Source organism: Bacillus sp. SM2101 (assembly GCF_018588585.1).
Classification (GTDB): Bacteria; Bacillota; Bacilli; order Bacillales; family SM2101; genus Nanhaiella; species Nanhaiella sioensis.
This window is the reverse complement of sequence record NZ_JAEUFG010000008.1, coordinates 168,790-193,559: the sequence shown is the minus strand read 5'-3', so window position 1 is coordinate 193,559 and position 24,770 is coordinate 168,790. Positions and strand designations below refer to the sequence as shown.

General features: G+C 33.8%; 22 protein-coding genes. 7 read left to right on the top strand and 15 right to left on the bottom strand.

The genetic code is table 11. The features are described from left to right. Positions 1-281: 281 nt before the first annotated feature. Positions 282-1,886, top strand: a complete 1,605-nt coding sequence (locus tag JM172_RS10080) for a multicopper oxidase family protein (protein WP_214482158.1) — start codon at positions 282-284, stop codon at positions 1,884-1,886. A 150-nt stretch (positions 1,887-2,036) separates the two neighbouring features. Here JM172_RS10080 and JM172_RS10075 read toward each other — a convergent pair whose 3' ends face one another. The 5 genes from JM172_RS10075 to JM172_RS10055 form a co-directional block, all read right to left on the bottom strand. After that, on the bottom strand, positions 2,037-2,378 hold the full coding sequence (locus JM172_RS10075) for a hypothetical protein (RefSeq protein WP_214482157.1): 342 nt from the start codon (positions 2,376-2,378) through the stop codon (positions 2,037-2,039). 4 nt (positions 2,379-2,382) lie between these two features. After that, on the bottom strand, positions 2,383-3,783 hold the full coding sequence (locus JM172_RS10070; RefSeq protein WP_214482156.1) for a hypothetical protein: 1,401 nt from the start codon (positions 3,781-3,783) through the stop codon (positions 2,383-2,385). Positions 3,784-3,800: 17 nt separating this feature from the next. Beyond that, positions 3,801-4,166, bottom strand: a complete 366-nt coding sequence (locus tag JM172_RS10065; RefSeq protein WP_214482155.1) for a hypothetical protein — start codon at positions 4,164-4,166, stop codon at positions 3,801-3,803. Positions 4,167-4,176: 10 nt separating this feature from the next. Continuing rightward, complete coding sequence (locus JM172_RS10060) at positions 4,177-4,746, bottom strand: hypothetical protein (protein WP_214482154.1); 570 nt, start codon at positions 4,744-4,746, stop codon at positions 4,177-4,179. Between the two features lie 75 nt (positions 4,747-4,821). Next, positions 4,822-6,390 carry a DNRLRE domain-containing protein gene (locus JM172_RS10055; RefSeq protein WP_214482153.1) on the bottom strand — a complete coding sequence of 523 codons (1,569 nt, stop codon included), beginning with the start codon at positions 6,388-6,390 and terminating at the stop codon, positions 4,822-4,824. A 346-nt stretch (positions 6,391-6,736) separates the two neighbouring features. Between JM172_RS10055 and JM172_RS10050 the strand changes: the two genes are divergently transcribed. Next, entirely contained in the window at positions 6,737-6,970 is a 234-nt protein-coding gene (locus tag JM172_RS10050) for a hypothetical protein (protein ID WP_214482152.1), read from the top strand. Between the two features lie 10 nt (positions 6,971-6,980). Here JM172_RS10050 and JM172_RS10045 read toward each other — a convergent pair whose 3' ends face one another. Both JM172_RS10045 and JM172_RS10040 read right to left on the bottom strand, forming a co-directional pair. After that, the gene (locus JM172_RS10045; protein WP_214482151.1) at positions 6,981-7,421 is read right to left on the bottom strand and encodes a hypothetical protein; all 441 of its coding nucleotides are present in this window, start codon (positions 7,419-7,421) and stop codon (positions 6,981-6,983) included. Positions 7,422-7,466: 45 nt separating this feature from the next. Then, positions 7,467-7,880, bottom strand: a complete 414-nt coding sequence (locus tag JM172_RS10040) for a hypothetical protein (protein WP_250886601.1) — start codon at positions 7,878-7,880, stop codon at positions 7,467-7,469. A 282-nt stretch (positions 7,881-8,162) separates the two neighbouring features. On the opposite strand from JM172_RS10040, the gene JM172_RS10035 reads away from it, so the two are divergent. Further along, complete coding sequence (locus tag JM172_RS10035) at positions 8,163-8,990, top strand: helix-turn-helix transcriptional regulator (protein ID WP_214482150.1); 828 nt, start codon at positions 8,163-8,165, stop codon at positions 8,988-8,990. Here the strand turns inward: JM172_RS10035 and JM172_RS10030 are convergent. After that, positions 8,931-10,202: an MFS transporter gene (locus JM172_RS10030; protein ID WP_250886600.1), complete on the bottom strand. Its 1,272-nt coding sequence runs from the start codon at positions 10,200-10,202 to the stop codon at positions 8,931-8,933. The genes JM172_RS10035 and JM172_RS10030 overlap by 60 nt on opposite strands. Before the next feature lie 343 nt (positions 10,203-10,545). On the opposite strand from JM172_RS10030, the gene JM172_RS10025 reads away from it, so the two are divergent. Together JM172_RS10025 and JM172_RS10020 are read left to right on the top strand one after the other, a co-directional pair. Further along, positions 10,546-10,851 (top strand): hypothetical protein, encoded by a 306-nt coding sequence (locus JM172_RS10025; RefSeq protein WP_214482149.1) that lies wholly within the window; start codon positions 10,546-10,548, stop codon positions 10,849-10,851. 177 nt (positions 10,852-11,028) lie between these two features. Further along, positions 11,029-11,838 (top strand): lipid II flippase family protein, encoded by an 810-nt coding sequence (locus JM172_RS10020; RefSeq protein ID WP_214482148.1) that lies wholly within the window; start codon positions 11,029-11,031, stop codon positions 11,836-11,838. Between the two features lie 117 nt (positions 11,839-11,955). Here JM172_RS10020 and JM172_RS10015 read toward each other — a convergent pair whose 3' ends face one another. After that, positions 11,956-13,617, bottom strand: coding sequence for a glutamine--tRNA ligase/YqeY domain fusion protein (locus JM172_RS10015; protein ID WP_214482147.1), 1,662 nt, complete (start codon positions 13,615-13,617; stop codon positions 11,956-11,958). 475 nt (positions 13,618-14,092) lie between these two features. Next, a complete protein-coding gene (locus tag JM172_RS10010; protein WP_214482146.1) occupies positions 14,093-14,833 on the bottom strand; it encodes an SDR family oxidoreductase in 741 nt (246 codons plus the stop codon). Positions 14,834-15,022: 189 nt separating this feature from the next. Here JM172_RS10010 and JM172_RS10005 point away from each other — a divergent pair, with 189 nt between their 5' ends. After that, the gene (locus JM172_RS10005) at positions 15,023-15,691 is read left to right on the top strand and encodes a TetR/AcrR family transcriptional regulator (RefSeq protein ID WP_214482145.1); all 669 of its coding nucleotides are present in this window, start codon (positions 15,023-15,025) and stop codon (positions 15,689-15,691) included. Between the two features lie 51 nt (positions 15,692-15,742). Here the strand turns inward: JM172_RS10005 and odhB are convergent, their stop codons facing one another. The 4 genes from odhB to JM172_RS09985 all read right to left on the bottom strand — a co-directional run bounded on the left by odhB (position 15,743) and on the right by JM172_RS09985 (position 21,676). After that, positions 15,743-17,005, bottom strand: coding sequence for a 2-oxoglutarate dehydrogenase complex dihydrolipoyllysine-residue succinyltransferase (odhB, locus tag JM172_RS10000; RefSeq protein ID WP_214482144.1), 1,263 nt, complete (start codon positions 17,003-17,005; stop codon positions 15,743-15,745). Then, complete coding sequence (locus JM172_RS09995; RefSeq protein ID WP_214482143.1) at positions 17,005-19,842, bottom strand: 2-oxoglutarate dehydrogenase E1 component; 2,838 nt, start codon at positions 19,840-19,842, stop codon at positions 17,005-17,007. The genes odhB and JM172_RS09995 overlap by 1 nt, the downstream gene beginning before the upstream one ends. A 530-nt stretch (positions 19,843-20,372) precedes the next feature. Then, positions 20,373-21,179, bottom strand: coding sequence for a pyrroline-5-carboxylate reductase (gene proC / locus JM172_RS09990; RefSeq protein ID WP_250886599.1), 807 nt, complete (start codon positions 21,177-21,179; stop codon positions 20,373-20,375). Positions 21,180-21,556: 377 nt separating this feature from the next. Beyond that, entirely contained in the window at positions 21,557-21,676 is a 120-nt protein-coding gene (locus tag JM172_RS09985) for a sporulation protein YjcZ (protein WP_214482142.1), read from the bottom strand. A 634-nt stretch (positions 21,677-22,310) separates the two neighbouring features. On the opposite strand from JM172_RS09985, the gene JM172_RS09980 reads away from it, so the two are divergent. After that, positions 22,311-23,837 carry an esterase/lipase family protein gene (locus JM172_RS09980; protein ID WP_214482141.1) on the top strand — a complete coding sequence of 509 codons (1,527 nt, stop codon included), beginning with the start codon at positions 22,311-22,313 and terminating at the stop codon, positions 23,835-23,837. Between the two features lie 234 nt (positions 23,838-24,071). Here JM172_RS09980 and JM172_RS09975 read toward each other — a convergent pair whose 3' ends face one another. Then, positions 24,072-24,530, bottom strand: coding sequence for a hypothetical protein (locus JM172_RS09975; RefSeq protein WP_214482140.1), 459 nt, complete (start codon positions 24,528-24,530; stop codon positions 24,072-24,074). Positions 24,531-24,770 lie beyond the last annotated feature (240 nt).

Here is a 24,770-nt window from a genome sequence, read left to right as displayed (position 1 = left end):
TAAGTGAAAAAAGCAACAAAAATTCAGAAATGAGCCTTAATCATAGACAGGTGGAAACTCAACTCTACCTGTCTAAAAAGGTCAACCTTGATAGAGCTATAAAGCTTAATCTACCTAACCTCACATGACTCCGCAACAATAAACATCTAAGCTATAATTAAAACACTTCTCCATGCTTAACCTTGTATAGTTACTTCTGCGCATCCATTTTTTCATTCATGACTACGTTATTTTTAAAATAGACTATAATAGTAATTATTTATAGAAAAGGTGAAGATGCGATGAATCTGTTAAAATTTATCGATAAATTACCATTACCGAGAGTATTACAACCAGTTCGAGTGAAGGATGGGATAAAATATTATGAGGTAACAATGACAGAATTTCACCAGTCCCTCCATAGTTCAATGCCAAAAACACGTGTGTGGGGATATGAACACACTTACCCTGGACCAGTGATCGAAGTGTCAAAAGGTGAGAGAATTAGAGTAAAATGGATTAATGATTTACCATCTAAGCATTTTTTGCCTATCGATAAAACCGTACATGGCGCAGGAAAAGATACTCCAGAAGTTCGAACAGTTGTCCATCTACATGGAGGAATAACCCCTGCAGATAGCGATGGTTACCCAGATGCTTGGTTTACAAATGGATTTAAACAAGTGGGGCCTTTCTTTGAACAAGAAGTGTATGAATATGAAAATCTACAAGATGCCACAACGCTATGGTACCATGATCATGCTATCGGTATAACGAGACTCAATATATACGCGGGATTAGCCGGCTACTATCTGATCCGTAGTAAACATGAGCAGTCATTAAACCTGCCAAAAGATAAATATGAAATACCATTATTGCTCCAAGACCGTACATTTAATAAAGACGGATCTTTATATTATCCAAAAAAAGAAGCAGATGACCCTACAAATATTTACCCCTCAATTGTTGCAAAATTCATGGGGGAAAATATTCTTGTCAATGGAAAAGTATGGCCATATTTAGAAGTTGAACCACGAAAATATCGCTTCCGACTTATCAACGGCTCGAACGCCCGTTATTATAAAATAAGACTTGACTCTAATCAACTTTTTTATCAAATCGGTACCGATGGAGGGTTATTAGAAAAGCCTGTTACTATAAAAAGCATTATCCTCGGCCCTGCAGAAAGAGCTGATGTCATTATCGATTTCTCTTCACAAAAGTACAACAAAATTGTCTTAATAAATGATGCGAAAGATGAATTCCCAGAAGATCCCGAAATTAATCGGTCAAATACGAGGTTTATAATGCAATTTCGTGTAACCTTACCTTTATTAAGCAATGACACTAGTACCATTCCACCAAAATTAACAGACATCAATTTTTATAAAGAGCAAGAAGCAATTAGAACAAGACATTTAGAGCTTATCGCCCAAGACGACCAATATGGCCGCAGAATTCGGTTATTAGATTATAAAACTTGGGATGATCCAATCACAGAAAAACCAGCATTAAACGATATTGAGATTTGGAGCTTGAGTAACCCAACAACTGGGGGCCATCCGATTCACTTACACCTTGTGAAATTTCAAATACTAGATAAACAACTATTTGATGTTGAGCATTACGAGAAAACAAAACAAATTAAATATATTAGTGAAAGAATGCCCCCAGCAGCTAATGATCACGGGTGGAAGGACGTTATTAACGTTTTCCATGGTGAGACCGCTCGCATTATTGCTAAGTTTGCACCTTACACGGGTAGATTCGTTTGGCACTGTCACATTTTAGAGCATGAAGATTATGAAATGATGAGGCCATTTGATGTAGTTATTAGAAAAGAACAAAGCAGGTTCAAAAAGCTTATTTACAATAAGACATGGAGCCATATATTTAAAAATACTTAATGTACATGCACCTTCTATAAAATGTGTATTATTTTCAAGCATATGTGTTAAGCCAGTGAACCAGGTGGAGCTCGCTACTCCACCTAATTCTAATCATGCAGTAATACGATATTTGTTTCACCCTTTAGCATTAAATGCTACAATAACAAACTACCATGTATAAGTTAAATCCTTTTCATCGTTTAATCTAGACACTCGGATTTCTACTTTACGTACTTTTAGTAAACCTGGTTCAAATGTATGACCATCTTCATTTTTAAAGGCATGATATGCAATGCTAATTTTCCCTCTAGGGACATAATCTATATGATAATAATATTCATCGTTTAACGTTATTACAGGATTCTCCCACACAAAATGATCTCCGTTTTCAATCATAAGGTGTTGGTTTGTAGACTGAATTGTAGCAAGTAACAATTGTTGATCATTTGGCTGACCACAGCCTTGAATCAGAATTATCCAACTAAGAAAAAATAATCTCAGTTTCTCCATATTTTCATTCCCCAATTATGTTGTCTAGTTCATATGTAAAACTTAAATCAAAAATAAAGTTGGAAGCTTTCGGGTGACTACTATGCACTTCAACAGAAAGTACATTTTCACCCACAATTAGCTTATTGCTATGATTAGAAATGTCTTTTGTTTCGTATAAATGTGTTTCGTTTGGCTGAGCCAATGTTTGGTGTGTAACTAAGCCCGTTTTCATTCCATCACGGCTAATTTCTTCACCATTTAAGTAAGCTACGTACCCATCCTCAAAAGTTATGTGTAAAAATAACTTTTTTAATTGCTCAAGGTCCTCATCAAAGTCAAATGTCTTACGAAAAAAGTAAGTAACAGAATGTTGTATTGGTGGTAATTGTTGATTGATTTTCATATGTATAGGCTCAGCCATGTAACCAAAGGGACCGTAACCAATTTTCCATGAAGAATCATCATACATTTTACTGCGCCAGTCTTCAACGGGAACTTGATAACGATTTGTGATTGGAGTTTCTCCTGAAATATCATACCCATCATGAATAAAAGAACTTATTTCATCAGTACCTTCATGATACTTCCACATTGCTTGAATCGGAACGGCCGTATGTTTATGGACGAGGTCGAGCTGTTTATATGCGACATCATATATCATTCTATCTACGCTTTCTCCCTGTTGATTTAGTGCTTTTACAGTTATTTCACTGCTAGACATTTCAAGCATTAAGTACATTATTCGTGGATTAGTATTCAATTCCCATACAGCCCATTGCGTTTCATACGCATCGTTCCAAGCAGAAGGCTCCTGCATCACAACAGACTTCCTAGTAAAAAGTTTATTTTCTGTTATGACTAAGTGAATATCGAGATCATTTATGCTATCCCAAAAAGAAACATCACGAGGTATGTTATGTATAAACACAATATGATGCATTTGATTGCTAGCTTTCACCTCTGAATTTAGCCAAGTTAATTGTTGAGATTCATCCATTCTCAGTTCATCTCCACGAAGGAAAATCATCTTCGTATCTCCATAATTAATAGCATAGACAGTCCTCCCATATTTTCCTGTCATATCATAAGGTAGGTAACTATATTTGTCATTAAACGATTTTACCGTTGATAATTCATCATAAATTGGAAAAAAGCTTGAATGTTCTTTTTTAGTTGCATTCGTAATTACTCGATCTGCACCCGCAATAACAGAAACTTCTTTTAGCTGTTCCATATGTTCATCCATATTTAGCGATTGGTCAGATGATCTAATAACACCAACCTTGAAGGAAGGAGATTCATGATCATCAACACTTAAAAACCCTGAAGTCGGAACGGTTGTAAATCTAAAAGAAACTAGTAGTAGCATTATCACAATTACCACTGCAAAACTCATTTTATATTTTCCATAAAATAACACCAAATATGCCCCCAACTTCATTACGGTTTTGTCGGTAGCCAGCCCCAAATTGCATGATAAATAGGTGGCCATGTAATGATTAACAAGAAAAGAATACTAATCAAAAAAATATATATCCACTTAAATAATGAAAGCTGTACATTCCTTAACATAAAATGCAGTGCAATCCAACTAAACACCCAAACTAGTAATGCAATCATTTCTTTCCCGGCATATACTCCAATTCCCCACCAACCGGGCAACCAAGAACCGATTTTTAATAAATATGCATTTGCTACTAACGGATTAGCTATGCTCCATATGTGACTAATAATTAATGCAATTAAGCCAACAATAATGGAGATAAGTACCGCTACGATTTCACCAGATTTCCGCTGTTCAGTCATTGAATCTCACCTAAACCCCTTTTATTTTTACCATAGTAATTCCAAAAACAAATCCAATTATTAGACATATCCACATGAGCGTTATAATAACAGCTATGGTGGAAGAAATAAGATTATTTGGAGTTTGTTCCATTTCTTTTCCAAAGCGATGCAATATCCATAGTGCGCCTACTCCTAGTGGTAATGGAAATAGTGCAACGAATTCTTTATATTCCATTAAAATTAAATGAATAGACGGCTGGTGATAGATAAACCATTGTCTTGCTCCATCAGGTGCTCGATAGCCAATGTATAACCAATTAGCAGTAATAATTGTAGCTGCAATAAGAATATTTACTATCATTAAAACAAACTTCAAACGTTTGACTGCGTCAGCCCTTCTTCTTAATAATGGATACAATAGGTGGAGCATGTAACAACTTACCAGCATTGTTAACGTTGCACCGACACCATGTAAAACTGACAACCATTTATAATGACTATTATCTATGAAATGTAAAATAGGCATTATTAAAAATAAAAGAGCAGCTACACCAGCCTGTGTAACCGCTAAATCCCGTGCAGAAAATACTGGCTTCATTTATAGTTAAACCTTTCTATTTTCTTTTTTTAATAGTAGAAGAATCTCGTAACTCCTTAATCCACCGAATGACAATTACTCATAATCGATTGTAAGTTTAGGTCGTAAACCTTCATCTGATGTTTCACTTGAACTAATATCAATTCCATTTCGGTTATTCGAATTTGCAATAATTATTCCGGCATTCATTAAAGGGTTTTCAATCCAAGATTGGACAATTGAAATACCTGATTCATTTAAATGAATTGTATGTGCTCCAGAATTACTAGCCGTTATCGTTCCAATTATAGAAGATTCACGGTCAGTCATCCCCCCTGCTCCTGGCACATCCCAGTTAGAATTATTTGTGCTTTGCTCCCAGGTTACTTGAGACTCTGACCAATCACGCTTTAGCCCATATATTTCATAAGAACTTGAACTACCATCTGTTATATTAAAGGTAATATTAGCTGAAACGACGTTTTTATTATTCGGAATAGTTGAAATATCCCATTTTATCAATGCATATTTATTTTTACTACTGTTAGAAGGATCATCTCCATCTACTAATAGAGATTGTACTGAACCGAAGTTTTCTGTGGGATTTTGTTCTGATAGATACGAATCTATCGCCCCTTCATACGTTGAAGTTGGATACAGCCCGTTTTGAAATTCTGATGTAGTTGTAGAAGATGTAGAGTCTGAATTACGTTCAACAGTAAACGAATCTAATAAATTACTATTGATATCATAAAGCTTAAAAGAAGCAATTTCGCCAGCCACATCTACAATCATATAATGATAGCTCGATAATGGACCAACTTCGACATTTTTCGAATCCCTTACCGTTGATGATAACGGTGCCCCTGCTCCTCCTATCGTGAGCTGATATATACTATTGCCAAATGAATAGCCGTTATCATTAAAAGAACTATTGATTTTTCTTCGATTGTAGTTATGTTCATGACCTGTCATAACTGCAGTTACATTATATTTATCAACTATGTCCCATAATGCATCTCGTTCTCTGTCATTTGCATCAAGCGACCTACCATAATGTGCACCAATCGGGTATGCAGGGACATGAAACTGCACAAAATTATGTATTTTTCCATTATTGTCAAGAACACTTTCTAGCCAATCTCGTTGATATGAGTCAACGACATAGTTTCCACGGTTATCTTTGCGATTTGAGTTTAAAGTTATGAATCTCACATTCCCATAATCAAAATAATACGCTGATCGTTTATAACCAGATAATTGATTCGAAGGTAAATGGGTAAAAGCATTACTAAAAATAGTTTCATCATCTTCATGATTACCGAGTGCTGGATAATACTTGTTTAACGGAAAATAATCATCTACAATGTTATTCCAATCAGATAGTTCTTGAGCGACATCGGATCCACCCATAACTTGATCACCTGTGAACAAAATGAATTCAGGTTGTGGAGTTATATTTTGAACCTCGGTTAACAATGAACGTAAAGTTGTTTCATTAATTCCATCACTAGCGCCTCGACTATCCCCCATCACTACGAACCGAAATGATGTAGAAGCTGCATTTGCTTGGTCATTGTTTTTAAAAGAAGTCAAAAATAATGTTAAAACCATGATACAACATACACCGATCAATACTATCCTCTTACTTAAATTGTTTTCCATTTTTATCCTCCCTATAATACAATCTACAAAATCCACTGACCTTAATTAAGCCTAGGTGCTATCTTCACCCGACACCTATATTATCAAATCTTTTCTTGTATATGGCATTTTATTTAAAAACTTTACACTAGCTTTACTATTTTTAACTATCTTAAAAAAATTGCTAAGAAAATAACCACATACAGCTTCATAGCATTTTCCTGCTTAAAAACTATGACAACCTACTACTTGTTTTCATTAAGTTACACTAAAAGGTGGATAAACATGATACATCGTCCGTATGCCTATTAAAAGCTTGGTCTATAATGATAAGAACAAAAAGCAAGGATAAGAATGAGGTGAACAAGTGGCTAGGATAAATATCGCTATCGACGTTAATGAAGGCATGGGTGAATTACAGACTATAAAGGAAGAATTAAAAAAGCGTTTAAATAATGAGGATATTAACTATGTAACAATCGTTGAGGATGAACACGAACAATTAATATTAAGTTTTTCACCAGTGTTGTATACTTCACAAATTAATCTGTTAGAAAGTTTCCAGAAAGAGGTTCTAGATCCGTTATTTAATAAGCGTTGAGGAGTCTTTTTTATTGGCTTAACAATAACTCTTTTAAAAGTAAAGTATGTTCTTCGTCAATTGTTCCAAGAGAACTTTCAGCCTCCTCAATAACAATAGCTGTTTGATTCAATTCATCAAACCAAATATAATAGTCGGTTAACAATTCAGGCATATTTTCATCATAAGTATAGAAAAAGGTAGCCTTCACATCTTCATGTCTAGATATTTTAGTATCCACATTTCTCTCCCATTTAATATTATAAAAGACATTTCTTATTACTTGAATTGTCTCATTTTTTGTAATCATCATAACTTCACCTTCATAGCTCCCATTCGATGTTGGCCTTTGTACATCCACCCTTGTTAGAAGATTAATATTTAAATCATGCTGCCCTTTCGGAATTTGGTTTGTACAACCAAATAATAAAACTAAGGTACAATAAATTGATAAGTTCATTATTTTTTTCATCGGTAATCAACTCCTTAACAATTGTTATAATCAAGTACTAAAATACTAATCCTCCTCAATATTCACTCGATTATAAAACTCGTCTACAATTGGAAACATATCAGGCTCTGTATGATAATATACACCGTCGACCTTTGTTAAACTAAACTTAAAAGTTACATCTTCCATCTCATATAAAGTAATCGCATACCTAAAGCCATCTCTTTGTTCTTGGTTTACATCTGGAATAAATTTCACATACTGTATATTTTCTAAAAAAGCTTCAATCACTTGTTGATCAATGACTGTCTTCTTATAGCCTGTACTACCATCGACAATTGTTACTGTTGATACTTTACTAAGTTGATGCTCATACAATTGCAATAAAGTCTTTGGTTGATGGGTTTGTCGACGATAGACAACAATAGATATTGTTAAAAATATGGTAACTACCATTGTTAAAAGGACAAATTTTTTCATAATCTCCTCCAAGGATATATAATATATTTACTGTAAACTGATTTGTAATTTCAACTTAAAGTAGTTTTACTCGTTGGTTCCTTTTTTTCAATTAGACAGTTTTCATCTTTTCTCAAAATAAATGAGGGCAATTGCATAACATTATTAATTGCTGTTCTAAATTAGTCTCAATAGCAACAAAGTTTACGAAAAGACCCTTGAATTAAAACACAAAAACAACATCCCCATAAATTCCAAGCATGCTATAATTATACTATTCATTTTTTAACGAGGAGAACATATATGGAAACAAATCTGATAATTGAACATAAAAATGGTCTGTTGTTAAATAGGACAACTAAGTTAGGAGAAAGAAGCTGGCGGAATGATCCTGTTTACAAATTCATTTTTTCAATAAATGGAAAGAGTCATTATCAAATGAAACAAACAGATGTAACACTACATGAAAATAGTTTTCTATTAATTAATCCAATGGAAGATCATAAACAATTATCTATAGAAAAAGAAAAATTGCTAATTGAATTAGATGTTAAAGAACTTCAAGCTGCATCCGAGTCTCTATTACAATATGGTGGGAATGATATTTACTTTGCACAAATGCCGCACTACAATCCGCAATTGACAAAGTGGGTACAATTTGTGAAAGATTTCGTGAGCCTTGAAAATGATAGTCTAGATTCATTACAGAGTTTTATAGATCATAGTACGTCACAGCTCGCAATAATGCTGATGAAATATTCCATTAATAGCCACTCACCGAATTGGCCAAGTCAACTATTTGAATCTCCGAATGAACAAATCCAAAAGACGATTAAGGCCATGAAGGAAAGCTATAACCATAAATGGACGTTAGATGATATGGCATCTATCGCTCATCTAAGTAAATACCAATTGTCTCATATTTTCAAAGAAAAAATCGGCATATCGCCTTATTCATGGCTTCAATTATATCGCTTATATAAAAGTCAACATTTACTCGTGCATTCAAAAAAAACAATTATCGAAATCGCATTAACTTGTGGTTTTTCATCAATTCACACTTATAATCAATTATTTAAGAAAATGTACAATATTACCCCAACTATGTTTAGAAAAAAGTATGCGCGATAGAGAATATAATGAAGTTAATATAATTATCAATCCTGATAGCAAAAAGATTGTTTGGATGTTAATGAATAACGTTAAGATTCCGAATAAGCTTAACGATAGAACATTTGCTAAATATAATAGTACAGCATTAAAGCTAAAGCCCCTTCCGTGCATGTGTTCTGGAACTAATTTTTGAATGAGAAATACTCGAGAAAGGCCAGACATTGGCATACCTATACCAATAATGATGATAGCAATAAATATCGTATATAACTGTGTAGTCCATGTTAAAATTACAATACCTATTCCCCATACAAGTGACCCATATAAATACGTTTTCAAATTCATTTGTTTAAAGATAAGGGGAATAAGTAAATTTACACTTACGACTACTAACCCAAAAACCCCTTGCAGTGTAGAATAGATCGTTTCACTCTTATCACTGAATTCCACGATCATTAATAGTATCCCTACATCCCAAACCCACGTATTAAAAAAAACAACGATAAAAGTAATAGTGAACAAATTCCTCACTTGTACATTTTTCTGTACCCACATAAAAAACTCTTTAATTGATCCATATGCTGCAACCAAACTTTTCTTAATAACTATTGATTTTGTTTCATTTATTTGTATTTTAAAAATGAAGAAAGCACTAATGAGATATGAAAATACATCAAATGTAAAAAAGTGTATTACACCAACCGTATTTATGAACAAGACAGCTATAAACGGGCCTAATACAGAAATCCCTCTAGACACTGTATCAATCAAGCTGTTTGCAACTGTTCTCTCCTCAATTGATGTAATCGCTGGGAGCATCGCTCGATGACACGGATTAAAAAAACAGCCAAAACTTTGGATGATAAACGCGAAAACAAGTAATACAGGGTATGTTAATAAATTCATATATTCTATTATAACCAAGGATAAAATAATCGGTGCTCTTAACATGTCAATTATAATTAACAGCTTCTTTTTATTTACCTGGTCAGCTACCACACCGCCAATTAAACCGAATAAAACGTATGGAATTGTTTCTGCAATGACCATCCCCGTAGTATGAAGAGCAGAACCTGTCATTTCTATTGTCAAAAATAAAAATGCCCATCCAGTTAACCGATCTCCTAATTGTGATACAGCTCCTCCTAAAAAAAAGCGAAGGAAATTACGATTTTGAAATATTTTTTTATACATGATCATCACCTCAATATTAATGATAGCAATCACCATGTTTTATTCCTTCATAAATATTGCTGTATATTTCCACAATATTTATATATATTTTTAGTGATAACTAAAAATATATAAGTTAACGAATAGTTAGATGCCCTTTGCTTAAGCAATCGCATGACAAGAATGTTAATCCCTTCTACAACATATCCATTATTCTTTCTGACGTAAATATAACAACTGTTTACATATATGTAAGTGCTGAGTCAATACAAACTTAACACAGGCAGTTAGCAACCTGATTAACAAAGTTCGTCTAATCGTAACATTAAGGCTAAATTTTGCATTCACTATAGAGTGTAGAAAATGTGTTATTTCATTAAGCAAACGGGGAGTGAATTAATTGGGGGATATTAATGCACCTGAATATAAAAATTCAAAAACACTCTTTGACTTTATCGTTTCAGTAAAAAAAGCAGAATCAATGTTCATTGAAACAAATGTTACACTCAATAAAGAAGGCCAACTTTTACTCGACTATAATTCTTTTAAACAAATGTATTCACTAAACTATGCCATTATAAAACATCTAAAATCAAAGGAATGGAAAGTAAATGGGAAAGAGGTTTTTATGTATACTGATGAAAGAAAAAAGAGAACCATACTTACTCCGTACGATATTATGCCTTATGTAGAAAGCAAAAAATAGGTCAATGTATCGACCTAAATAAAATTAGTCTTCTAGTGAGGTTCGATTTAAAATAGTCAACCTCACTTTCACATGACAAATATAGATTTTTCATGTAGAAATGGACATCTGCTCTCTTTTCCTTTTTATGTATATCTATTTGTCTAAAATTGTAATATGATAGCATTAGGTGATTATATGTTTACAATAATTTCTATTATTATTTTTTTTACTATTGTTATACATAGTGTTGAAACATTATCTTATAGCATACGTTTAGGAGGGGTTCGACTTAGAAAACTTGCAGTTTCATTATCGTTAACAGGTGTTGTTTTATTAGTTGCAAGGACATCGAATATGTTTCATGTAGTTTTACTCGGTGGAATCATTGATCAAGCTAAAGTGAATACGAGTATTGATATCATACCTATTTTACGATTAGTACTTTTAAGCGCAACCATTGGAACATTTATTGCGATATTGCTATTTCCTTCTATGACAAGATTAGCTGTTAAGGTCATAAAACGATTTGAAATAGAGGGATCTGTTATTAGGCTTTTTAGTACGACGAATATTCAAAAACTGAAACATACGGCCAAATACGTAAAATACCCTAGATTTCAAATGTTACATAGACTCCGGATTGGCGGCATACCAAAAAGAATATTACTTACTAATATGATAGTAACTGCTATTTATACTTCAGGGGTTCTCGCATCGTTATATGCTTCTTTACTAAATGATGAAACATCAACAGCTTCGTTAATGACTACAGGGGTTATAAATGGCTTTGCCACAATTTTACTTACTATCTTTTTAGATCCTCAGGTTGCATTGTTAACTGAAAAATCAATGCTTCATCCTAAAGGTGCTGATAAGATGGCTGAAACATATGGCTGGTTAATGATATCAAGGCTCTTTGGCACAATATTAGCGCAATTATTTTTAATTCCATCTGCGTATATAATTGTATGGATAACTAAATTAACTAATCTATTAATATATTAATGTTAACTTGGGTAGTAATTTATACAGCTGGTAAGATGATTTACATTACTTGAGAAAGAAACAAAAGGGTCAAGCTCCACTGTAATTTAGTGGGGCTGACCCTCTTTTGTAAAACTCTTACAATCTAAATGAGCTTTTTAATGAAACAATTAAGTTAAAAACAGTATGTTCATCAGAATTATGCTTAGGATCTACATTAAAATATCCGTGTCTAAAAAACTGAAATTTATCTTGTGGTTTTACATTTTTCATATTAGGTTCAATAAACCCATTTAAGATTTGCAAAGAATTAGGATTTACACGATCAATAAATGTTTTTTCTTCCTGAATTTCTTCTTCTTGCTCTTCCTCATCTAAAATCAAAGGCTCATACAAGCGGAATTCTGCAGGAATAGCTTCGTTTGCATCAACCCAATGAATGGTACCTTTCACTTTACGTCCAGTAAAACCTGAGCCACTTTTCGTTTCAGGATCATACGTACAATGTATTTCAACAACATTACCGTCATCATCCTTGATTACCTCTTCACACTTTATGAAATAAGCATGCTTCAATCGCACTTCATTACCAGGGAATAGTCGGAAATATTTTTTTGGCGGATTCTCCATAAAATCCTCTTGTTCAATGTATATCTCTCGTGAAAATGGAATTTTTCTTGAGCCCATCTCAGGATTTTCAGGATTAATTTCAGCATCTAACATCTCTACTTGTCCTTCAGGATAATTGGTAATGACTACCTTCAATGGACGAAGTACCCCCATCGTACGTGGTGAAGTTAACTTTAAATCTGCTCTAATAAAATGTTCAAGCATTCTAGAATCTACTTCTCCTGTTCCTTTAGTTACACCTAATTCACGAATAAAAGCACGGATAGATTCAGGTGTATACCCTCTTCTTCGCAATGCAGAAATAGTTGGTAAACGTGGGTCATCCCACCCATCAACATATCCTTCTTCAACTAATTGTTTTAGTTTTCGCTTACTCATTACAGTATTCGTTAAGTTCAGACGCCCAAACTCAATTTGCTGTGGCTTGCTGTCCATTTCACTTTCTTCAACGACCCAATTATATAAAGGCCTTTGATCTTCAAATTCTAATGAGCAAAGTGAGTGAGTTACATCTTCTATCGCGTCTTCTATCGGATGTGCAAAACTATATACAGGATAAATACACCACTTATCTCCAGTATTATGGTGTGTCGTATGTGAAATACGATAAAGAACTGGATCTCTTAAATTTATATTAGGAGAACTCATATCGATCTTGGCTCTTAACACGCGTTCGCCATTAGCAAATTCACCATCACGCATGCGTTTGAACAAATCAAGATTTTCTTCCACAGATCGGTTCCGGTATGGACTATCTTTACCTGGTTCAATTAAAGTACCACGGTATTCACGGATTTCATCTGGGGAAAGGTCATCTACATATGCCTTGCCTTTGTTAATTAATAAAATAGCACGGTTATACATTTCTTCAAAATAATCTGAAGCAAAAAATAACCCATCCCAATCAAAACCAAGCCATTCTATATCTTGTTTTATTGAATTGACAAATTCAATATCTTCTTTCAATGGGTTTGTATCATCAAAGCGTAAATTTGTTTTCCCATTAAATTCATCAGCTAAATCAAAATTCGTAATAATAGCTAAAGCATGACCTATATGTAAGTAACCATTTGGCTCTGGTGGAAAACGAGTAGTAACATGATCACGCTTTCCAGTTTCTAAATCCTTCTTTATCATTGGTCTAATAAAATTAGATGAGTTATTGTCCACAATTTTTCAACCTCTCGTATGAAATAAATATTTATGTACCATTTTAGATTTATTAATATTTATATCATATATATTTATATTTTGCCAATAAGCTTTTCTACAAGAATTATTACAACCTTATAAGAAAGAAAGGTTGTCTCACTTTAATATTACATGTGAGCCATTTAGCTTATTTGGAAAATACAAAAGCTACACGGAAAAGGCTGTTTTCGCATTAATTGTTGTTTTCTAAAATTTAGTAATAAACAAGTACACAACTATCTTTCGTGACATCTTTATTTTGAAATATGTCAAACGTTTTAAATCCCTTTTTACTATACTAATTTAGTGACAATAGCAACCATTGAAAAGAGCTAATAAAAAGAGCCTGAAGCATAAGCTCAATTTGTGTAATAAATAAAATCTTTTTACACATATTGCGAAGCTTAACGACAGACTCTGTTCATGTCTATAATTTATTAGCAATGATACTATATTACAACATTTGATCTGTTGGACGAACGATGATTTCATTTACATCAACATGATCAGGCTGTTGAACTGCATACGCAATCGCATTTGCAATGTCTTTTCCTTGTAATGTCTTTAAATCAACATATCTTTCTTGGAAATTACGGATAACATCCTCATCTGTAATAGTATGAGTGAGTTCTGTTGCAACTGCTCCAGGACAAATAATTGTTGTACGAATATTTTGTCCTGATTTCATTTCTTGTCGAAGCCCTTCGGTAATAGCTCTTACAGCATATTTTGTACCACTATAAACAGAGCTTCCAGGCCCAACTCGATGCCCTGCTACAGAAGAAATGTTGATGATGTGCCCTGATTTTTGTTCTTCCATATACGGTAGAACAGCTCCGATCCCATAAAGTACTCCTTTTATATTCACATCAATCATTTTATCCCATTCATCCACTTTTCTTTTGTTCAAAAATGACAACGGCATAATCCCTGCATTGTTTACTAGTACGTCTATTTTACCAAAAACATTGATCGTTTCTTTCGCTAAAGTTTCCATTTCCTCAAACGATGTTACATCTGTCACATGATATGAAGCCTGACCACCAATTTCCTTAACTTGTGCTTGTAATTCCTTTAATCTTTCCTCCCGTCTTGCAGCTAACATCACTTGATATCCTTGCTCTGCTAACTTTAAAGCTGTTGCCTGACCAATCCCACTACTCGCTCCTGTTATGATTGCCACTTTGTTTGTCATTATAAAACAACTCCTTTAATATTTTAACTTTTTATACTAATAATGTTTTTTTAGCCTAAAATGTATTACATATGTAAATATAACACCATTATTCAACATTGTAAACTAAAAAAACTTATTTTGTCTAAAATGTTTATTATAAGGCTATATTAGTATATGTTATAATTAAGTTGTTAAGGGGGATTTTCTATGCGTAAGATTGATCCTAAGTTAAGGGAACAAATGAGAAAAACATATGCACAAAAATTAATGAGTATCATTCGAGTTCAAGGATTTAATTCACTTAAAATTCAAGATATAGCTGAGCATATGCAAATTAGCAAAGCGACACTTTACAATTATTTCTCTTCAAAAGAAGAAATATTAAATGAAATAACGGTTAACTATATTGAATATTTTAAGCAAGGCGAACAAACCATTGAAAATAATCAATTTACTTATATAGAACGTTTCCAAAAAGTTTTTGAGCAAGAAGTACTAACGGCTATATATATTTCTGAATTGTTTTTAGAAGAATTGAAAATTGGTTTTCCAAATTTATATGAAGAAATTATTTTTGCAAGAAGAAAAAGAAAAACGACCATTAAATATTTTTATGAACAAGGGATGAAAGAAGGGGTTTTTCATTCATTAAATCCTCAAATTCTGCTTATGCAAGATGAGGTTGCATTAAGAAAATTACTAGAACCAACCTATTTATTAGAAGAAGGCTTAACGACTAAACAGGCTTTATTAGATTATTACGAAGCAAAAAAAATACAAATCATAAAAAGTGAAACACTGCTATCTGCAAGCGATGAAGCAATGACAGAGATCATTGAACATCTTTCTCGCAAATTAGCAACGTCATATTTATAAATTTTTAGGGTGAGATTAAATATTAATCTCACCCTTTCCCATCATCATAACTTATCCATCAAGTAATAATGATTCAGGGTCCTCTACCAGTTCTTTTACATGGACAAGGAATTGCACTGCTTCTCTGCCGTCAATAATTCTATGGTCATAAGAAAGAGCAATATACATCATTGGTCGAACTGCAATCGTATCATCTTCATCAATAACAATCGGTTTTTTTTGAATTTTATGCATCCCTAATATCCCTACTTGGGGTGCATTTAAAATTGGAGTTGAAAACAATGAACCGAACACACCACCATTAGTAATCGTAAATGTACCTCCTTGTAAATCCTGAAGTGATAATTTTTTTTCTCTAGCTTTAGAGGCCAAATTCCTAATTCCCTTTTCAATGTCTGCAAAACTTAATTGGTTAGCACCACGGAGAACTGGAACAACTAAGCCCTCTTCTGCTGACACAGCAATACCGATATCATAATATCGTTTTAGTAAAATTTCGTTGTCTTGAATTTCAGCATTTAACATTGGAAAGGCTTTTAATGCACCTACAACTGCTTTCGTAAAAAAAGACATATAGCCAAGGCGAACATCATATTTTTCTTCAAACCTTTGCTTTTTCCTATTACGCAAATTTATAATTGCTGTCATATCTACTTCATTAAAAGTAGTCAACATCGCTGCTTGTTGTTGCGCTTGAACTAAATGGTGTGCAATTGTTTGACGGCGCCGTGACATTGGAATCCGTTCAATTTGTTTAGGTTGAGTAAGGTCAGTGAAAGGTGGTTGAGCATTGTCAGTTATCGTTGATTTATCTTGCTTTTCTTGGATTGAAGTAGCATAGTTTATGACATTTTCAGGTCTAATACGACCGAGTAAATCACTTGAATCAACTTTTTTTAGATCAATCCCTAATTCTCTAGCTTTTTTCCTAGCGGCTGGTGTCGCTATCGGACGCTCATTTTGTGATGACATTTTGTTCGTTTGCTCTCCCTCACGTACATCTATTTTCGGTTGATCACCATGAACTGTTTCTTCGGTAGCAACATTAGAAAATGACTCGTTTGAAGTAAGAACTTCTCTGTTATCATTTACTTTCGCAATTACTTGATCTACAAAAACAACTTCACCTGGCTCAGCTAAAATATCCTCTAATACTCCATCATATTCTGCATAAATTTCTATATTAATTTTGTCAGTTTCTAACTCTACTATCGCTTCACCTTTGGAAATGGAATCACCCTTATGCTTGAACCACTCAGAAACCGTACCTTCTGTAACAGATTCTGCGAGTTCCGGTACTTTAATTTCTTTCATTATGCCCACTCCTCTGTTATTTTCAGTGCTTGTTGTATAATTTGCTCCTGTTCCAACTTATGAATTACATGCTCTCCTGTTGCAGGACTTGAGTGATACGGTCGTCCTATATAATCAAATTTCACACGCTGTAAGGAAGGTTGTAACAACTTATAAATGAATTCCCAAGCCCCCATATTCTTAGGTTCTTCCTGTACCCAAAAGACCTCAGCTAAATTTGGAAAGCGTTGTATTTTTTGAATAATTTCCTCTTTTGGAAAAGGATATAATTGCTCTATACGTAATATATGAATATTACGTGATGCTATTGTGGATCTCGTCTCCAGCTCAGAAACTATATCTACGGCAATTTTTCCTGTACAAAGAATAAGCCGTGTCACAGCCTCATAATCTTCTCCAACAAGCGGGTGTTCAATAACTTCTTGAAATTGCTGATTAGTGAATTCCTCAATATATGACATTGCCTTTGTATCACGTAGTAAACTTTTCGGCGTCATTATAATTAGTGGACGAACCCCCTCATCACTTAACATAGCTGCTTGCCTTTTGAGAATGAGAAAATATTGCGCAGAGGAAGTTACATTAGCCACTGTCCAATTATTTTCCGCAGACAAGGTTAAAAAACGTTCTAACCGAGCGCTCGAATGTTCTGGCCCTTGTCCCTCGTACCCATGTGGAAGTAGCATGACTAACCCTGACTTCTGTCCCCATTTAGCTCTCCCAGCTGATATAAACTGGTCAATGATTACTTGCGCAGCATTCACGAAATCTCCAAATTGTGCCTCCCAAATAACCAATGTATCTGAAGCATAAACGCTGTATCCATACTCAAAACCTAGTACGGCCGCTTCAGACAATGGACTATTATATACCGCAAAAGATGCTTTGCTATGGTCCATGTTGTGTAAAGCAGAAAATTTTCTATCAGTTTGATAATCATTTATAACAATATGGCGGTGGGCAAATGTGCCCCTTTCAATATCTTGGCCTGTCATTCTTATCGGTGTACCATCAGAAATAATTGATGCAAGCGCTAACACTTCAGCTAACCCCCAATCAACTTTTCCTTGTTCGTTCAACGTTTCCTTTCGTCTCATCAGTATTTTTTTTAATTTCGGGTATACATATAAGTCTTCAGGCCATTCGACTAATGAAGTATTAATATCGAGTAGTTGTTTCTCAGTTATTGGAGTTTTTTTCTCTGAAAAGTTAGATGATAACCTTTCATTTAAGCTGGTCTTATCGTTCGTGTTTTCTTGTGCAGTTATTTGTTTATTACTATCGGATAATTTGTTATTCACAAATTGTCTATAATTATTGAAGCGCTCAACACTGAACTGTCCCTTCTCATATAGTTGCTCAGCATACTTTTCAGCTACTCGAGTGTGCTTATGAATCAAGTTATACGTTAAAGGCTGTGTTGCCATTGGATCATCTGTCTCATTATGGCCATAACGACGATAACCTACCAAATCTATGAGAAAATCTTTCTTAAATTTCTCCCTATATTGTGAAGCGAGGCGTACAGCTACTAAGCAAGCTTCCGGATCATCAGCATTTACATGTATAATAGGTATTTCAAAACCTTTGACTATATCGCTTGCATACAATGTAGAACGAGAGTCAACAGGGCTTGTAGTAAATCCAATTTGATTATTTGCAATAATGTGTATCGTACCGCCTGTTTGATATCCTCTTAATCGGCTTAAATTTAATGATTCTGCTACGATACCTTCACCTGGAAAGGCAGCATCACCATGAATGAGAATACTTAATGCACTACTTTGGTTTTGTATCGGGAATCCTCGCTTCTGTCGATTTTCTTGGGCTGCACGGGTAAACCCTTGAACAACAGGATTAACAAATTCTAAATGGCTAGGATTATTCGCGAGGTGTATTTTTGTGTGAATACTTTCTTGTTCGTGAATATTAAGATCTGCACCTAAATGGTATTTAACATCACCCGTCCAACCGTAATTTATCCCTGTTGATCCTTCAGATGGGACAAGATGTTTATTCGGTGCATGATGAAACTCAGCAAAGATTTTTTCATATGGTTTTCTTAAAACATGAGCCAGCACATTTAACCTACCTCTATGTGCCATCCCTATCAGAATGTCTTTAGTCCCTGTTTTTGCATTTGCATAAATAATTTCATCTAACATTGGAACTAACATATCAAGCCCTTCAATTGAAAACCGTTTTTGAGCTGCGAATGTTTTGTGTAAAAACATTTCAAAGCTCTCAACTTCAATTAAGCGCTCAAGAAGACTTACCTTTTGCTCTTGTGGCAACTCTTCATACAAAGACTCAGTTTCAACTACTTTATATAGCCATGCCCTTTCTTCTAAGTCTTGTACGTGATTAAATTCGAATGACAATGAACTTGTATAGAGCTCTTTTAATTTTTCGATAGCAGAAAGTCCGGTACGTATTGAGTGAGGTGCATGCTCCCATATAATATCGGCAGTCATATTGTTCAGATCATTTTTCGTTAAATGATACGTCTCTAAGTTTAGAAAGTTAGGTGAAGAAGCATTTACATTAAAATGCTGATGGAGCGGATTAATTTTTGCATACAAATGTCCCTTTGTTCGGATCATTGTAACAAGCTGAATTGCCGAAGCAACTTTTGATAATTGGTCTGATTGGTTGTTTTGAGATTCACAATGCTTATTAGTTGAAAAAGTAGGCGGTCCCCACTTAACAAATAATTGTTTAATACTATCATCCACTTGATTCGGGTTATTACAAAATAACTCATATTGCTCTTGAACATACGCCATGTTTGGTCCAGAAAACGATTGCCATTGAAAGCCATGTTTTCTGTTTGTCATGTTAGTTACCCTCCCATTTATATGAATGAATATGATGTAACTATAAGAAGTGTTGTAGTATATTTAATTGAATTTAATTCTCAATTAAAAAATAACAGAAACGCACACATATTACAAAAATAATGCTTCAAATAATAAATAAAGTTGACAATCTTCTTCTCGTAAGCTTCATTATTATTTTTACTATTATCGTACACGGTTATGCCTAACTTTAAGCGACAACCATTTTGACATAACCATATTGTTATCATTAAATTTAAATAGTATTAGTTATTAATAAAGGCTTTTTTCGCATTATTTGTTGCTTACCTAATACTAAAGACGAATTTAACTAGCGTTCATGGCATCTTTTTCCCCTAAAACTTTAAGAAAAAACGGCTAAATTCACGAAAAGAGCTTTAATAAGATAGTAAAAGATACCTCATTATAGTCAGATGATTGGCTGTTGAGGTATCTTTGTTTTAGGCTCATTATTGTACTTTTTTTAATATTACTCAGTAAAACGATGTCACGTACCGAGGAATAGTTATTTATTTCCCTGCCAGTTGTTGTGCCTTCTTTTGTGTTGCGATAACCGCTTGCTCAATAATATTTGTAAATTGATTTTGATCTAACACTTCTATTCCTGCTGCTGTAGAACCTCCAGGTGATGTCACTTGATCACGTAGTTCATGGGGAGCATGTCCTTCCTTCAACATAGCAGCTGATCCATATATCATCTGTGTTACAAGCTTGCGTGCTTGGTCTTTTGTAACACCGTATTCTAACGCCGACTGTTCTAACGCCTCAGCAAAACGATATAAAAACGCTGGTGCGCTTCCAGTAATAGCAGTTAAATCATGTATTTGCTGCTCTGTACATAGTTCTGCATCACCTATTCCAGTTAATACTAGCTCTAACTCTTGGCGATGCTTCTCCTTAACAGCTTTGCCAAAAGTGTATAAAGACATAGATTGAGAAATGTTTGCAGCAGTGTTTGGCATAATCCAAGCAACTGGCGTCTCCTCAGGTAGAATATTTTCTAGTAACTGAATGCCTATACCACCTGCTATAGTAACAACTAATTGTCCTTTAATCCATAAAGACAAATCTTCTAGTATCTCTTTGTGCGCTTCAGGAGGCATAGCTAAAATAATGATATCTACATGGGCGACCTCATCCTGCCATTTTGTTGATGTTGTGACACCATATTTTTCCTTCAAATTAATTAATCTTTGTTCATCTGTTCGATTCGTAACAATAATTTCATCAATATACTCTTTTTTGTATGTTAGTAAACCAGAAAAAATGGCCTCGGCCATTCTGCCTGCACCAATAAATAAGATCTTTTTTTTCATTAGATGTTCCACTCCATTAATAGACATATTTGTTGATCTAATCAATATTTCTTAAATTCAAATTTGTTTCTTTATCTTTAACTACCACAATAAACGATTATAACGTAGTCACTATTAATAATGAAGTATTTAATTATACTCACGATAAATCTTCATGAACTTTACTTGCTTAAGATCAGTAATAGTATTTATTTTCAGCTAAAAACTATTTCATTCCTCAAAATAAAATAAAGGAGTACTCTTCTTTTTATAAGAGTACTACCTTAAAAGCCATATAGGCGATCAACCTATTTATAGATCCAAAGCATTCATTATACAAGTTTTACGCTATTGAACATCTAATTTCATTAATGAGAGATGCTGTTAACTTGTATACTCTAATAAGGACGTACCACAACTCCAAGTACAATGATCAACAGTATGAATAATACTACAATAAACGCAAATCCACCAAAAGGTCCATGTCCACCATATCCATAACCACCATAACCATACATATTACCATTCCTCCTTTCTAGTTATATGTTCAGTTTATGTGTATAAAAACAAACTGACTGTACGAATGCACATGATGAAAACACCCAATTTATGATGATCTTTAATATTTTTCATATAGCTTGTGGGTTTCGTACTTAGAAACAATGACAAATTTTAATTTGATTTAAGGGATCTTTACTACTTTAATACAGTTGAAATCGATAAAACCATTGCATAGCTGTTTTTATTTAATAACAACAAAATTCCTTTTTTCTGATTGTACAAGCTTGTGATTTTTCTTAACAAAAGACTGTTAGCCAATTAATTGTTGATTATCGTAATAATAGCTAAATACAAATACATCTAATGCTCGAGGCATCTTTCTTCTCTATAGACTATGAAAGTCATATAAAATCATTCAGTCTCTCAAATGCTAGGGAAAAAAGCAACATAGTTTTCGAAAAGAACCTTACTTATGTGAACCTTTAGGAGAGCAAATGCTAATACAAAATAAGACTTTTTACTTAGCCCATAACTTACAATACTTGTGAAAATATTATCAATCTTGATAATTATACTGAATATTTGTAATATTACAATTAGCTATATGCATTTACTATATAGTAGTAAATATGAATAAAAGGAGTTGGAAAAATGAAAATCCGTACTTATCTATTAATCGCGCTATTAACTGCGATGCTAGTATTACCATCAAGTATTGTAAAAGGTGCAATTGTAACAGATGCAATTCCAAAACCAATTAATGTAACTAACACACCTGGAACTTGGTACTTAGGGGCATTACCTGACAATGTGAATATGAACAAATCTCCTCTCGTATTCGTCCAAGGTTTACACGGGAACGCTAAGGATTGGTGGGAAGAAACAGTTTATTACGGTGAAAACGATATGTACAATTATGCATATGCAAATGGCTATCGAACAGCTTTTGTACAACTTGAGGATGCAACTGGTGGAGATGCTGCGGATATGTGGCATAATGGTCAAATGCTAGCATCGATGTTAGAGGAAATTTACAACTATTTTGGAGAGCAAGTTACTATTATCGCTCATAGTAAAGGAGGGGTCGATTCACAAACAGCGCTCGTCCATTTTGGAGCATGGCCATACGTAAACGATGTCATAACATTATCTTCTCCACACTATGGTTCTCCTTTAGCTGATTTGGCATATAGTTCTTGGGCAAATTGGTTAGCAGACTTGATTGGCAGAACCGATGAAGGAACATATGTAATGCAAACAGGGGAAATGGAGAAATTCCGTCTAATTACCGACGAAAATGAAAGCGCATACAAAAATAACTATTATACTGCTTCAGGCACTGGATGGGGGCCTTTCTTTTCTGCTCTTTGGTTTGGTGGTGCGTATATAGGCGGTGATAACGACGGTCTTGTTCCTGTATGGAGTTCTAAGCTTCCGTATGGCACTCACTTTTTTAGTGGAGGAGACGACATAGATCACGATAATATTCGGATGGGCAACAGTTCCTTTGATAGAATCGCATCTTTGTTAAATGATACATCTACTTTCACATCGGCAAATTGGTTCACAGCTGCTTCATCTGACTCACAATATGTACCTGAACAATTACTACGTGGCGGTAGTTTATCTACTAATCAACTAGTAGAAGAACTTATCCCAGTAGAATCCGATAATAATAGAGTTGTATTTCAAATATTAACAGCAAGCAAAGATGTGAATGTAAAACTTATATCTCCGAAAGGAAAAGAATATACAAAAAAATCAAAGCAATATATACAATCTGAGGGAGAGAATTACTTTAAAAACACTTATATTCAAACATTTACTATAGACCAACCTGGTGCTGGAGAATGGCAAATAGATTTAAATAGTAGCAACGATGATGCCTACTTTATAATTACAAACTTTCAAGGGTCAAATGCGCTTAACTTAAATTGGGGAGAGCTTGAAAAAGAAGCTAAAAATAAAGATAAAAAAGATAAAAAATTAAAGATTGATAAGAAAGTGAAGAAAAATAAATCTAAGCACAAAAAACCTAGAAATATTTCTAATGAAATTCTTGATATAATCCAAGCTGATACCTACAATGTCACCTATGAAATTGTTGGAACGACTGAGAATGGTGAAACATTTTACCGAACTGCTGTGAAATCTTATTATCAATATGATGAAAATTAAAGTCAATTTGTTTTGTTGAATTAGGTTCGTAGATAATTAATTCAAGAGGATTTAGAATATAATAATTTGCGACTTTATCCTTTATTACAAAATAAGTAAAATTAGGTTATTCTCGTATTTAACATTAATCTTTTATCTATTATACTAATCTGTTGCGTAAAAGAGCTTGAAACAATATTCAAGCTCTTTTTTCTTCTTTATATTTTACGTACCCATTCAATTTCTACTCATATATCATTCAAGGACAGTACCAGTATCATTTACGTATAAAATATATGTTTGCCGATCCTCATCTGCCTCTACCGACGACCTTTTATACTCTTTTCCTTCTATATATATAAATGAATTACCTATATATCCTAAAACGTCCATATGATCACGACAATCATATATTTTAAGAAGCTTTTGCTCTCCAATCCTCCTATACTCCCTTACTTCCACACATAAGTTTTCTCTCACACGTGCATTGGGATCGATCGTATCATCTCCAATTTTGTTCACATATAAAACGAAACGGTCCTCTTCTAATGCTGATGATACTTGTTCATATACGATGCCGTCCTTCACATAATACTCACATTCACGTCTGACAAATATTTGTTCTCGATCGATATCTTTATAATGATATAGTGCAGGATAGTCTTTATAACGATCATTTAGCCGAATTTCTAACACTCTAATTTTTTGATTCATGTGCCCTCTCCTATGTAAATGTTATTACATCCATTATATAGAAAATACCTATAGCTATAAAATGATAATACTTAATAAAAGGTTTTATATTTTGCCCTATTACGAAGTCACTGTTAAGACTTTATTTGTATATTTCACAACTATCATCAAAATAAGAATAAAAATACCACAAAGGCTGTATGTATCGTTATTCCTTAGTATTAATAAACAACCTATACGATAACATCTATACTCAGTTAT